The organism is Flavobacterium branchiicola (assembly GCF_018383905.1).
GTDB lineage: Bacteria > Bacteroidota > Bacteroidia > Flavobacteriales > Flavobacteriaceae > Flavobacterium > Flavobacterium branchiicola.
In genome coordinates this window covers 437848-452704 of sequence record NZ_JAGYWA010000004.1, presented here as the reverse complement: position 1 = coordinate 452704, position 14857 = coordinate 437848, and the positions used below count along the sequence as shown (strand labels likewise).

The 14857-nt window shown below is 34.4% G+C and carries 7 protein-coding genes; all 7 read left to right on the top strand.

Translation table 11 applies throughout. The features are described from left to right. Positions 1-113: 113 nt before the first annotated feature. The 7 genes from KHA98_RS11940 (at position 114) to tssD (ending at position 14857) form a co-directional block, all read left to right on the top strand. Positions 114-1967, top strand: a complete 1854-nt coding sequence (locus KHA98_RS11940; RefSeq protein WP_213258160.1) for an endonuclease — start codon at positions 114-116, stop codon at positions 1965-1967. 411 nt (positions 1968-2378) lie between these two features. Beyond that, a complete protein-coding gene (gene purL, locus KHA98_RS11935; protein ID WP_213258159.1) occupies positions 2379-6032 on the top strand; it encodes a phosphoribosylformylglycinamidine synthase in 3654 nt (1217 codons plus the stop codon). A gap of 179 nt (positions 6033-6211) precedes the next feature. Further along, positions 6212-7909 carry a PDZ domain-containing protein gene (locus KHA98_RS11930; RefSeq protein ID WP_213258158.1) on the top strand — a complete coding sequence of 566 codons (1698 nt, stop codon included), beginning with the start codon at positions 6212-6214 and terminating at the stop codon, positions 7907-7909. 477 nt (positions 7910-8386) lie between these two features. Continuing rightward, positions 8387-10792, top strand: a complete 2406-nt coding sequence (locus KHA98_RS11925; RefSeq protein WP_213258157.1) for a TonB-dependent receptor domain-containing protein — start codon at positions 8387-8389, stop codon at positions 10790-10792. Positions 10793-10934: 142 nt separating this feature from the next. Beyond that, positions 10935-11387, top strand: coding sequence for a hypothetical protein (locus KHA98_RS11920; protein ID WP_213258156.1), 453 nt, complete (start codon positions 10935-10937; stop codon positions 11385-11387). A gap of 148 nt (positions 11388-11535) precedes the next feature. Next, positions 11536-13314: an AMP-dependent synthetase/ligase gene (locus tag KHA98_RS11915; protein ID WP_213258155.1), complete on the top strand. Its 1779-nt coding sequence runs from the start codon at positions 11536-11538 to the stop codon at positions 13312-13314. Between the two features lie 247 nt (positions 13315-13561). Continuing rightward, on the top strand, positions 13562-14857 hold the full coding sequence (tssD, locus tag KHA98_RS11910; protein WP_213258154.1) for a type VI secretion system tube protein TssD: 1296 nt from the start codon (positions 13562-13564) through the stop codon (positions 14855-14857).

Below are 14857 nucleotides of genomic sequence, written 5' to 3'. Positions count from 1 at the left end.
GCTTAACGCAACGTATTCATAAAAATAGTAGATTTGTTATAATACTTGAATTAACTTTCTAAAAATCAGATTTTTAAAACAAGTAAAACAACCCAAATCTTAAACTATAAATTATGAAAAAAAACTACTTTTTACTGTTATTGCTATCCACAGCAATTGGTTTTTCTCAAATTCCTTCCGGTTATTACAATACAGCAACCGGAACTGGTTACACTTTAAAAACCCAATTATACAACATTATCAAAGGTCATACTGATAATGGATATGCGGGTTTATACACGACTTATCAAACTTCTGATGTTGACAATTTTTACGAAAACGACGGAACTGTTTTAGATATGTATTCTGAAAATCCATCAGGTTCAGATCCCTACAATTACAGTACAGGAAGCACGCAAAGATGCGGAAGTTATTCTGTTGAAGGCGATTGCTACAACAGGGAACACATTATTCCGCAATCAGTTTTTAACGAACAATCTCCAATGGTTTCCGATGCTCATTTTATAACTCCAACTGATGGAAAAGTAAACGGAATACGTTCTAATTATCCGCACGGAACGGTAAGTTCTGCCACTTACACCTCTCAAAACGGAAGCAAATTAGGATCAAGTTCGGTATCCGGATATTCGGGAACTGTTTTTGAACCTGTAAATGCTTTCAAAGGTGATATTGCCAGAATGTACTTTTATTTTGCAACACGTTACGAAAATACTGTTGCCGGATATTCATATGCAATGTTTAACGGCACAAGTAATCAAGTGTTTACGACTGCATTTTTAAATCTTCTTTTAGCCTGGAACGCACAAGATCCTGTAAGCGCAAGAGAAATTACAAGAAACAATGCGATCTATGCACGTCAAGGCAATAGAAATCCTTATATCGATCATCCGGAATATGTAAATCAAATTTGGGGAGGCACTCCATCTGGAGATACTCAGGCTCCAACTGCACCAGCGAGTCTGGCTTCAACATCAAATACAGCAACTTCTGTTTCACTTAGCTGGACTGCTTCAACAGATAATGTTGCGGTAACAGGATATGACGTTTATGCTAACAGTGTTTTAAAAACAACTGTTTCTGGAACAACCGCTACAATAACTGGCTTAACAGCTTCAACAACATATTCCATTTACGCAAAAGCAAAAGATGCAGCTGGAAATACTTCTTCTTCTAGCAATACAATTTCGGTTACGACCAGCAGCAGCGGAACAGGAACAGCAACAGATTTACTTTTCTCTGAATATATTGAAGGTTCAGGAAACAATAAAGCTTTAGAAATTGCCAATAATACCGGAAGTTCTGTAAGTCTATCTGCTTACACTATAAAAAAACAAACCAACGGAGCTGGTTCATGGAGCACAGGTTTAGCTTTGAGCGGAACTTTGGCAACCGGAAGTAAATTTGTAATTGTAAACAGTTCTATTTCTTCAAGCTGTTTTTCTACAAGTTCAGCCAATATTTCGACAACCGCAACTGAATTGACTTTTAACGGAAATGATGCTGTAGGTCTATTCAAGAATGGCGTTTTAATAGACATCATCGGAACTTTTAACGGCGGGACAGCTAATTTTGCGATTGATGTTACTTTGCGACGTAAATCAACCGTAACTTCTCCAAGCACCACTTTCAATTTAAGTTCACAATGGGATTCTTATACTACAGATACTTGTAATAACCTGGCTAGCAAAATGGCACAAACAGCCGAAATCGAAGAAGAGCAAATCATCAATTCTTCAAACGAAATTTTGCTTTATCCAAACCCATCAGATGGCAACTTCACGATCTATTTTAATAATGCAGAAGCACCCTATTCTATCGAGATAATTTCACTATTAGGTCAAAAAATATTCGAGAAATCAAATATTGCAGATTCATTATCAACGATAAATAATTTACCAAAAGGTATCTACATTGTTCATATTAGTAAAGGTTCTGATAATTTCAGTAAAAAAATCATCATCGACTAATTAAAAAATGAGTGCTTACCAAATTTAAAGCGGCAATATTGCCGCTTTTTTTTATTGCCATGAGAGAATATTCTCAAAAACAGATTTTTTATGTACTTTCAGATTTCGATAATTTTGCAGACTTACACTACTCAAAACGCGAAAATATCAAACTGGAATTTTGATTTCTTATTTCTTAAATATTATTTTTTCTTCGCAGATTTAGCAATATAGCAGATGATGCAACTCTTCGTTTTTTAATAAAATTTACAAAATTCAGGAAAGCCACAAACCTTTTGATTTTGCGACTTTTTGGTAAAAAAAATGCAAGAAAAAGGCAACTTTATTTTTTTTTGAAAGAGATGGTTTTCAAATTTGCGCTTACTATTTATTTACACTAAATTTGCACCTTCAAAACAACAAACTACACAAATGATCCATTTCTTTGAAAACCAAAGCAAAACTGTTTTTGCCGTACAAACGCAAAACGAAATTTCAGCTCAAGACATTTCAAAATTAAACTGGCTTTTTGCCGACTCTAATATGATCGAAAAATCCGCATTGACGGGTTTTTTTGTTGGTCCACGCGCCACTATGATCACACCATGGAGTACAAATGCTGTAGAAATCACTCAGAATATGGGTGTTCCGGGCATTATCAGAATTGAAGAATTTCATCCTGCAACGGCTGATTTCAATGATTTTGATCCGATGCTTTTTCAAAAATTCAACGAATTAGATCAGGAAATCTTCACTATCAACATTCAGCCAGAACCAATTTTGGAGATTGATGATATCGCTACTTACAACAAAGTTGAAGGTTTAGCTTTAAGCGAAGAAGAAGTTGAATACTTAAACAATCTTTCGACTAAACTAGGAAGAAAATTAACTGATTCTGAGATTTTTGCTTTCTCACAAGCGAATTCAGAGCACTGTCGTCACAAAATTTTCAACGGAACTTTTGTAATTGATGGTGAAGAAAAAGAAACTTCTCTTTTCAAATTAATCAAAAAAACATCTCAGGAAAATCCTAACGATATTGTTTCTGCTTACAAAGACAACGTTGCTTTTGTAAAAGGACCAAAAGTGCAGCAATTTGCACCAAAATCGGCTGATAAACCTGATTTTTACGAAATAAAAGAATTTGATTCGGTTTTATCTTTAAAAGCCGAAACACACAATTTCCCAACAACAGTTGAACCTTTTAACGGAGCTGCAACAGGATCTGGAGGAGAAATTCGTGACCGTTTAGCAGGTGGTCAAGGTTCTTTGCCATTAGCAGGAACTGCGGTTTACATGACGTCTTATTCTCGTTTGAACGATGACAGAAAATGGGAAAATGCTCTTGAAGAAAGAAAATGGTTGTACCAAACTCCAATGGATATCTTGATCAAAGCTTCAAACGGAGCTTCTGATTTCGGAAATAAATTCGGTCAGCCGCTTATTACAGGTTCTGTTTTAACTTTCGAACATGGAGAAAACGACCGTAAAATTGGTTACGATAAAGTAATCATGCAAGCGGGCGGAATTGGATACGGAAAATTAAATCAAGCGATAAAAAAGAAACCACAAGAAGGTGATAAAATCGTAATTCTTGGTGGAGAAAATTATAGAATCGGAATGGGTGGTGCTGCAGTTTCTTCTGCAGATACAGGCGCTTTCGGTTCAGGAATTGAGTTGAATGCAATTCAGCGTTCAAACCCGGAAATGCAAAAACGTGCTGCAAACGCCATTCGTGGTTTAGTAGAAAGCGACAATAACCCAATTGTTTCGATTCACGATCACGGTGCGGGCGGACACTTAAACTGTCTTTCTGAATTGGTGGAAGAAACCGGAGGTTTGATCGATTTAGATAAATTGCCTGTTGGTGACCCTACTCTTTCTGCAAAAGAAATTATCGGTAACGAATCTCAGGAAAGAATGGGATTGGTTATTGGTCAAAAAGATATCGATACTTTACAAAGAATTGCTGACAGAGAGCGTTCGCCAATGTATCAGGTTGGAGATGTTACGGGCGATCACCGTTTTACTTTTCAATCGAAATCAAATGGTTCAAAACCGATGGATTACGCTTTAGAAGATTTCTTCGGAAGTTCTCCAAAAACGGTTATGACTGATAAAACGATCGACAGAAAATATGCTGATGTTTCGTATTCAGCAAATGATTTCGAAAGTTATTTAAAAGACGTTTTACGTTTAGAGGCTGTTGCTTCAAAAGACTGGTTGACCAACAAAGTGGACCGTTGTGTTGGAGGAAGAGTTGCGAAACAACAAAATGCAGGTCCGTTACAATTGCCATTGAACAATGTTGGTGTAATGGCTTTGGATTATTTAGGAAAAGAAGGAATCGCAACTTCTATCGGGCACGCTCCTATCGCGGCTTTGATTGATCCTGTTGCAGGATCTAGAAATGCAATTGCAGAATCTTTATCAAACATTATCTGGGCGCCAATTAAAGACGGAATGAAAGGAATTTCATTGTCTGCAAACTGGATGTGGGCTTGTAAAAACGAAGGTGAAGATGCTCGTTTATACGCTGCTGTTGAAGGTTGTTCTGAATTTGCAATCGAATTGGGAATCAATATTCCAACTGGAAAAGATTCACTTTCGATGAAACAAAAATATCCAAACGACGAAGTAATCGCGCCGGGAACGGTTATTATTTCGGCTGGAGGAAACTGTACTGATATCAGAAAAGTAGTTGAACCTGTTTTACAGAAAAACGGAGAATCAATTTATTATATCAATTTATCTCAGGATGATTTCAAATTAGGAGGATCTTCTTTTGCACAAATCAGAAATACAATCGGAAAAGAAACGTCTACTATTAAAGACGCTTCTTTCTTTAAAAATGCATTTAATACACTTCAGGAATTAATCGGCGAAAGCCAAATTTTAGCCGGACACGATATCGGAAGCGGTGGTTTGATCACCACTTTATTAGAAATGTGTTTTGCTGATGTAAATCTTGGAGCAAAAATTGATTTCAGCACATTCACAGAAAAAGATCTATTGAAAATCCTTTTCGCAGAAAACATCGGAATTGTATTTCAGGCAAAATCGGACGCAGCTATTGAAGCTAAATTAAATGCTAACAACATCGAATTCTTCAAATTAGGTTCAGTTCAGGGAACTGCAGTTTTGGAATTTGGAATTTATAAATTGGATATTCCGACTTATAGAGACATTTGGTTTGAAACTTCTTATTTATTAGATCAAAAACAATCTAAAAACGGAAGAGCTCAGGCACGTTTCGAAAACTATAAAAATCAAGTTTTAAATTATACTTTCCCTGCACATTTTACAGGAAAAGCACCTGTAATCTCAGCTGGAGCCGCGAGACCAAAAGCAGCTATTATTCGTGAAAAAGGAAGTAATTCTGAGCGTGAAATGGCAAATGCTATGTACTTAGCCGGATTTGACGTAAAAGACGTTCACATGACCGATTTAATTTCTGGCCGTGAAACATTGGAAGATATTCAGTTTATTGGAGCTGTTGGTGGATTCTCTAACTCTGACGTTTTAGGTTCTGCTAAAGGTTGGGCTGGAGCTTTCAAATACAACGAAAAAGCAAATACGGCATTGAAAAACTTCTTCAAAAGAGAAGACACTTTATCTGTTGGAATCTGTAACGGTTGCCAATTGTTTATGGAATTAGAAGTAATTAATCCAGAGCACGAAATTCACGGAAAAATGCACCATAACGAAAGTAACAAACACGAGAGTATCTTTACTTCTGTAAAAGTTCAGGAAAACAATTCGGTTATGTTGTCAACTTTGGCAGGAAGCACTTTAGGAGTTTGGGTTTCTCACGGAGAAGGTAAATTCAAATTGCCTTATGCAGAAGATCAATACAACATTGTTTCTAAATATGCTTACGAAGGATATCCGGCAAACCCAAATGGTTCTGATTATAACACGGCAATGATGTGTGACAAAACCGGAAGACATTTGGTTATGATGCCTCACATTGAGCGTTCTACTTTCCAATGGAACTGGGCGCACTATCCAAAAGACAGAAACGACGAAGTTTCTCCTTGGCATGAAGCGTTTGTAAACGCCAGAAAATGGATTGAAAAGAACTAGAATACAACAAAACATATGACTACTAAAAACGTTCAGAAAATTCTGAACGTTTTTTTTTGTTTAACAAATGTTTATACATTTGAAAAATAAACTTTTAAAACTAAAGCTTCTCTTACAAAGAGTTACAACTGTTTATCTTCAAAAAAAAATGTATAACAACTTTAAAAAAAATTAGACATATGTTAAAAAATTACTTAAAACTAACTTTAGCCTTATTTATTTTCAATTATCATTTCTCTTTTGCCCAATGTACACCCGCAAAAGATTCAGAAATGGCAAAATATGAAAGACTTTCACAAACTCAGGACCCGCAGGGCTGTGCACAATGCGGAATGTTAGCGCTCTATTTTTGTAGCGCCAAATACTGCGTAAAAAGTGAAGATGTTAGTAAAGTGGGCACTTTGATTTCTGCATGTAAACAAAACATTATAAACATGGGGCAACCCTATTGTTGCCCCGACTATTTAAACAAAGAGCCTGAATGGGGAATAATGGGTGAAGCACCAAATGCCACATCTTCCGGAAAACTTGGCGGAGTTTCAAATCCGGCAGTTACAGGCAATGATGCCAGTACCGCAAATCTATTGGCAAATTCTGCAGTTTTAATAGGCTCTTTACTTGATTCCGGTTCTACATCCGGAGCTTCCAACCTTAGTAGTTTAAATAGTTATGTTCAAGGGCAACAGCTTGCAGAAGCCACAACAGCGATAATTGACTTGTTTTCAGCTTCTCCTGAACAAAAAGCAAAAAAAGAACAAGAAAGAATAGCAGCAGAAAAAAGAGCTGAAGAATATCGAAAAATAGAACTTCAGAAGAAAATAGAAAATGAAAATAATGCCAAAATAGATTTTCAAAAAACGGTACTGCAAAAATTAAAAAATACAGACGAGGTGGATAGATCCAATATCGTAATTTGGGGTATGGATAATTATATTTCCGATAAATACAACTATGACGTAAGGGATATGATTCCTGAATGGAAAACCTGGATGAATCAGTCTGTACAAAACAACAATAAATTTGTCAGCACAGTATTTGCCGGTAAAACATTAGGTCTAAATTTTAATAAATTCAATTATGACTTAGGCTTAACAACGGATCAAGCGATACAAATACTAGAGAAAATTGCAAATAGTGAAACAGAATACAGAACTTATTTAGGCATTAGCTGGGATATTGAAAAGAAAACAATTAAAACAAAATCTAAAAAGAAAACCATTAGTAAAGATATACTATCATACAAAATAGACGAGGTTTTCGAAAATACTGCCGCTTTAAGTGGTGGTCTGCAAAAAGGGGATATTGTTTTAAAAATCAATAATAATTATATTGATAATATAGACAAACTGATTAGAAGTTTTAAACCCGGAGATAAAATTGATCTTACTTTTACAAGAAACAATAAAGAGTACACCAAAAATATCACCTTAGGAAGTGTAGCAAAAGACAACCACAATGTTGAAGCCATGATTATTCTTGCAAATTATTTTAATACCAAGGCAAAAGGAAATAATCCTGAGAAAGCACTTTATTATTTTACTAAAGCTGCCGAAAACGGAAGCCCTAACGCCATGTATGCTTTAGGTGAAATTTATCAGAAAAATATATTTGGAGATAAAAAACTAAACGTAAAGTATAAATTCAAAAAAAATGAAGAATTTGCAATGGAGTGGTATCATAAAAGTATTTTAAATACAAACTACACAGCTTCATTATTGCATCAATATTATAAAAACGGAACTTACTTTGAACCAAAGGCATTTGATGAACTTATTACGATGTATAAAAAAGGTATTGGTTGCGAAAAAAACATTAAAAAATCTGAGGAAATTGCAGAAATAAAAAAGACCTATACTGACCAATTTGCAATAAAATAATTTTCGCAGAAATATGAAGTAATTGTAATTGCAAAAAATATATTAAGAACAACTAGAAAACATTTTTTTACCAAGAGCGCCCGAATTTATGGGGCGCTTTTTTGTTTTCTTTCGCCAATCTTGTCATTTCGACGAAGGAGAAATCACACTAGAAACTCGACAAAGATTGGTCATTGAAATTAGAACACAGATTTTACGGATTCGCTTTCGCGAAAACGCGGATTTAAACGGATTTTTTATTTCTGTGTCATTTCGACGAAGGAGACCCGAGCGATAGCGAATAGGCGAAGCAAATCTCCGCACAAAACGCTACAAAGATTGACGACATACTGTGAGGAGTTTCGTGTGTGATCTCTCCTCCGTCGAGATGACAAACTTTATATTGATTATTTTAATTAAAAGTATTCTAAGATTAATTTAATGGTATCTTAAGACAGCTTAAGCAAGCATAAACATTCGGATAAATATCTTTGTGTTATGATAAAAAGTATTCAAAGTATATCCGCCTTAATTCTCTTATTCAGTATAAGCCAATTTTCTTTTGGTCAAAAAAGCCCTTCTATCAAAGGAAACATTAGCGACGGAAAACTTCCTGTAGAATTCGTTGATGTACTTTTAAAAACAACAACAGATTCAACTAAAGTAGCCCGTTTTGCCGTAACAGATGCGGCAGGGAATTTTGCTTTAGAAAACATCAATTCAGGAGAATATCAATTGCAATTCAAATTAATTGGATTTAAAACCATAACGCAACATATCAAAGTTTTAAACTCACCTGTTTCTATTGGAAATATTGTTTTGCAAAGCGACACTAATTTACTAAATGATGTTGTGGTGACTTCTCAAAAAAAACAAATTCAGAAAACAGAGGAAGGCTTTGTTTTTAATGCTGTTTCTAATATTTCGCAATCCGGAGGAACAGCGACCGACATGCTTAAAAGTATCCCAACCGTAGCCGTTGATGCTGAAGGCGGAATAACGTTAAGAGGGAAATCACCCATGATTCTAATCAACGGTAAAAATTCGGCCATAAAAAGCATGGATCAGATTGCGGCGAGCAGTATCGAAAGTATCGAAATAATCAACAATCCAATGGCAAAATATGATGCCAATGCAGAAAGTGGCATCATCAATATTAAACTTAAAAAAAACAATCAAAACGGATTAAATGGTGCGGTAGCCCTTGGCGCCGGCTTTGGTGCAAAAGGCAGAGTAAACAGTTCGGTACTTTTAAACAACAAAACCGAAAAATGGAATATTGGCCTGGGCTACGACAATCGTTTTGCAGGTCGTACAAAAAAAGTAAAATCTGACCGTACTAATTATTTTATTGACGATGAACATTTCATTCATCAAAACAGAAATGACGAACGTACTGAGGGTTTACAAAATTTGAAATTTAATGTTGATTTTGCACCAAATGATAAAAACACTTTTTCGTTTGAAGCTTTAGGCAACCTGGAAACTCAGGATAATGATGAGACTTTATATACGCAGGTAAATACAAATACCAATCAATTTTTCTCGAACAACAAAAGACATTCACTGGAACTGGAACGCTCAAAAGTAGCCGAATTTGCCTTTAATTATGATCGGAAATTTTCTGATTCCCAAAAAAGCCTTAATGCAAGTATTACCTCTTCTTTTAACAGAGATAAAGAAAATACCAATATCGACACTTATAATTACGATGAATATCGGCAACAAATTGGCGATGTTTTACTGCAAAGAACACACAATTACGAGCGCGAAAATATATCAAATGCTATTGTAGATTATGCATTTCCCGTTTCTGTAAAATCAATGTTTGAAGTAGGCTATAAAGGAACTTTCCGATTTTTTAATTCGGAGTTTGAAAGCGCAACAATGATTAATGATGATTATGTTGTAAATCCACTTGCAAGCAATACGTTTGATTACAACGAACAAATCAATGCTTTTTACGGAATGCTGAATTCTTTTATTGGCGAGACCGAAAATCCAAAATGGAAATACAATTTAGGTTTGCGCGCAGAGAATGTTTCGAATACGGGTGCAACAAAAAATAATAGTGACCGCTTTAACAATGACTATTTAAAACTTTTTCCGTCGGCCTCTTTACAATTGAATCTGGCTTCAGATGAATTTCTAAAACTTGGTTACAGCAAACGTATCAACCGTCCGGATTTAGATGATTTAAATCCGTTTGTAGATATTACTGATGCTTTGAATCCGCATAGTGGAAATCCATATTTAAAACCGGAAATTATTCATATTGCCGAAATGAGTTACAATAAAGACTGGGACAAATATTCGTTCTCAACAAATGCTTTCTATAGAAATGCAACAAATACGATCAGACAATATGCCGAATTACAAGATAATGGTGTTGTGTTATTAATGCCAAAAAATATTGGAAGTATGGTAACGTATGGTTTAGAAACTATATTTAGCTTTAAACCAGTTGGTTTTTACGATGCCAATATAAGTTTAACCGCTTTTCAGCAAAATATAAATGCTTCAAATTTAGGAGAAGATATTGTAAGTAATGCTTTTAGCTGGTACGGAAAAATCATTAATAATTTTGTACCGTGGAAAGGCGGCAAACTTCAAATCATCGGGAATTATAACTCGGCTTTGGCTACTCCGCAAGGAAAAAGAATTCCGGTTTATAATGTTGATATGGGATTTCAGCAGAAATTAGGAAAAGGAAATGCCCGTATAGGATTGGTGGTAACCGATATGTTTAACACTCTGGAAAGTGGTTATAAAAACAACACCGCATTATTCAGCAATAATCGAACAAATAAATCAGACACGCGTGCCTTAATGCTGACATTTGCCTATACTTTTAAATCAGATTTTAAAGAAAAACTGTTAGAAAATCAGTTTTCGACAGAATAAATTATACAGTAAATAAAAAAGTAAAAAAAACTCATTCTTGTAATTCGGATTTATTTTTCTAAGGAAAATTTAGAGTATATTCGCCTAAAAAATTCCCGCCACTGAATTTTTTAAGCCCCGAAAACATTAAATCCTACATAGAATGAAAGCAATTCGTTTATTATTTTTTACCCTATTATTTTTTACTGCAAAATCATATTCACAAGTTGAAGTAAATCCTATTACTTACAGAGATCGCGAACGTTTTATTACCACTACTGTTGGTTATCCGGTTCCGGGAACTTTTGCTCCAACAGGAAAAAAAGAGCCAGTTATTATCCTAAATCCAGACGGAACAGGTGTTTATCAATACGAAGATTTATCTAAAAAGAAGATCAACTGGGGTGTTGAATGCACAGACGAAGGAATTCCGGTTTTTAAAGAAGGTTTCAATAGCGCTTCTTATACACTTTGGTACAGAACAAACGACAGCGACGAATGGAATTATACGCAGCTTTCTATACATTTTGCAAAGAAGAAAATGTTCATTATGGGGGAGCGTGTGAAAGATTATGAAGATTATAATGACATGGGAAACGCCCCTTCAAATAAATAATTTATCGTTTTAGCATCCTTTTATTACAAAAAAGAAAACGTTTTCGTTGATTTTCAAGAGTACTTATAATTTTTCCCATAAAATTCCACAAAATTAAAAATTATACCTATTTTTTATTTAATTTGCGATAAAATTCAATATATCAAACATGGTTTCAATCACACGTCTTTTTGATTTTCCCTATTATCAACAAGAAACTTATAACCTACCGGTTGCTCTGGCAACAAAGAAAAACGGGGTCTGGGAAAAAACATCTAGCCAGGAATATATTGCTAAAGCAAATGCTGTTTCAAGAGCATTATTGCGCATGGGAATTCAGAAAGATGATAAAATTGCTTTAATCACTTCTAATAACCGTACAGAGTGGAATATCATGGATATTGGTATTCTACAGACCGGAGCACAGAACGTTCCAATCTACCCTACTATTTCAGAAGAAGATTACGAATATATATTGAATCACAGTGGCAGTATGTATGTCTTTGTTTCTGACGACGAAGTATATCAAAAAGTACAAGCCATTAGAGCTAATGTGCCTACTTTAAAAGAGGTTTACTCTTTTAATGAAATTCCGGGTTGTAAACACTGGACAGATTTACTTTTACAAGGTGAAGACGAAAGCAATCAGGCAGAAGTTGAAGCCAGAAAAGAAAGCATCCATACGGATGATTTAGCTACAATTATCTATACTTCGGGAACTACAGGAAGACCAAAAGGTGTTATGCTTTCGCACAAAAACATTGTTTCAAATGTATTAGACAGCGCGCCAAGAATTCCGTTTGATCCGGGAAAAAGTACCGCATTGAGCTTCTTGCCTATTTGTCATATTTTTGAAAGAATGATTTTGTACATCTATCAATATTATGGTGTTTCGGTATATTTTGGAGAATCGATTGATAAAATCAGTGACAACCTAAAAGAAGTACGACCAACTGTTATGACAGCTGTTCCTAGACTTTTAGAAAAAGTTTACGATAAAATTTATGCAAAAGGAGCTGAATTAACAGGCATCAAGAAAAAACTGTTTTTCTGGGCTATTGATTTAGGTTTAAGATATGAACCATACGGTGCAAATGGTGGATGGTATGAATTTCAGTTAAAAATTGCCCGCAAACTTATTTTCAGCAAATGGAAAGAAGGTTTGGGAGGAAATTTAGATTTAATGGTTTCCGGAAGTGCGGCATTACAACCACGTTTGGCAAGAGTTTTTGCTGCGGCAGAAATTCCGGTTATGGAAGGTTACGGTTTATCTGAAACATCTCCGGTAATTGCCGTGAACGATCAAAGAAACAAAGGTTTTAAAATTGGTACGGTTGGAAAACCAATTCGCAATGTTGAAGTTAAAATTGCTGAAGACGGTGAAATTATATTAAAAGGTCCAAACGTAATGTTAGGTTATTATAAAGATCCTGAAAAAACAGCCGAAGCAATTATAGACGGGTATTTCCATACGGGAGATATTGGAGAAATTGACAGCGAAGGATTCCTGAAAATTACCGATCGTAAAAAAGAAATGTTCAAAACTTCGGGAGGTAAATATATTGCGCCGCAAATGATCGAAAATGCCATGAAACAATCTCGTTTTATTGAGCAGATTATGGTAATTGGTGAGGGCGAAAAAATGCCGGGAGCTTTTATTCAGCCCAACTTTGAGTTTGTGAAAGAATGGGCAAAAATCCATAAAATTACTTTAGGAAGTACAGATGCTGAAATTGCTTCAAATGCAGATGTAATTAAACGAATTGATGAAGAAGTAGAAGGAATCAACAAAAAATTTGGTCACTGGGAACAAGTTAAACGTTTTGAGTTAACTCCGGATGTCTGGTCTATCGATGGCGGACAACTTACTCCTACTCTTAAACTAAAACGTAAAATCATTAAAGAAATTTACAAAAATCTTTACGTTAAAATCTACGGGAATAATTAAGAATCAAAATAATTTTAACCACAGAAAAGGCTGTCTATATTTAGACAGCCTTTTTTAGTTTTTATAAACTGGTTTTCTATTCAAAATTATTTATCACATTAATTCCCTTTCTCTTCAAAGTCAAAAAAAGCCTATTTTTTTTCTTTTAAAAAACTGTCCTATTCTAATATTTAAAAAACTTTTAGGGTCGTACTCTCGATTATTCTTCTTTTATTTTTAAAGAAATTGATAATATAAAAAAAAGAATATGACATCTGCCAAACTATTTATATTAGGAGAAGAACGAGAATTACTTTGGATTGATACCAATTATTACAAATCTACTTCCGGAAACGGCTCTCCGACTAGTGAAATAGAAGGCGGATTAATTACTCTGGCCTTTGTATCACGCGAAGACGACGGTGTTTTTCTTCATAATATGACTAAAAAAGTAAAGAATGAAACAGAAAGAATGGAAAAAGGAGAAATACATTTTTTTAGCAAAGGAGAAGATGATATTCCGATAAAAAAATATAAATTTAATGATGCCTTTATAGTTCAGTTTTCGGAAACATTTTATGCAAATGGAACTGAAAATATGCAAACTGTTTTAACCATTTCACCTGCGATTCAAAATTATGGCACTACAAAAGATTTCATAAAACATTGGAATGTATCTTATATTTCAAACGCTCCACCTTATTATCCCTCTCAAAAGGAAGAAGATCGTATTATATACATAAATGGGCATTTTTATAATAAAGATGGGACTTTTGAGGGAAAAATAAATGAACCTGAAAATGATGGAAGTGTTGAGGATGTTTATGTTTGTGATGGAAAATCTACTCAAAAAGATAAAAATGGAAATGATTTTGTAACTTATAATAACACTAAATTATTGAAAGAAAATAATGAGAATATAAGGCATGAAAAATTCGCAAATAATTCGTATTTAATTCACCATGAAGCTTCTTTTACAGGAAATAAAGAAACAGCTTTATGGATTGCACATACTGTAAATAACGCATTGAATAATAAAAGATATAACAGAGATGAAAAAACATTTAACGCATTATTTAAAACAGGTTATTCATCGGTAGATAAAGCTGATAAAACAAAAGCGATACCTACAAGTTCAAATGGTAAAAATCATTGTTTTGCCCGTGCTGCAATGATTAGTGTTTTAAGAGGAGATGACGATCCTACTAATAGTTCATATTTTTGGGATGGATTAGATTTTTTCACTAAAAAAGATGAATTAACTCATCCAAAATTTAAACAATATAGAAGTGTTAATATTGTGAAAGAACATTTAGATTTAGCTATTGATTTTTGGTCTATTGATTCTAATAGAGCTAAAATTAACAAAAACGCTACAATTAACCCTATCTTTTCTAAAGAAGAATATGCTCTTAAAAATGTTTCAGATGGATCAATTTTGAATGAAAATGGTGTTTTTTCTGGTGCAAGGACAAATTCTCAAAACAACAATGCAGTGCATGAAAGTTTAAACTCAACTGGTTTTAAATCAGGTACATTATTTTGGACAACATTTAAAATTTAG

Coding starts and splice junctions, on each gene's coding strand:
- tssD (WP_213258154.1), top strand. CDS start 13,562: ATGACATCTGCCAAACTATTTATATTAGGAGAAGAACGAGAATTACTT.
- KHA98_RS11930 (WP_213258158.1), top strand. CDS start 6,212: ATGTTAAAAAATTACTTAAAACTAACTTTAGCCTTATTTATTTTCAAT.
- KHA98_RS11915 (WP_213258155.1), top strand. CDS start 11,536: ATGGTTTCAATCACACGTCTTTTTGATTTTCCCTATTATCAACAAGAA.
- KHA98_RS11920 (WP_213258156.1), top strand. CDS start 10,935: ATGAAAGCAATTCGTTTATTATTTTTTACCCTATTATTTTTTACTGCA.
- purL (WP_213258159.1), top strand. CDS start 2,379: ATGATCCATTTCTTTGAAAACCAAAGCAAAACTGTTTTTGCCGTACAA.
- KHA98_RS11925 (WP_213258157.1), top strand. CDS start 8,387: ATGATAAAAAGTATTCAAAGTATATCCGCCTTAATTCTCTTATTCAGT.
- KHA98_RS11940 (WP_213258160.1), top strand. CDS start 114: ATGAAAAAAAACTACTTTTTACTGTTATTGCTATCCACAGCAATTGGT.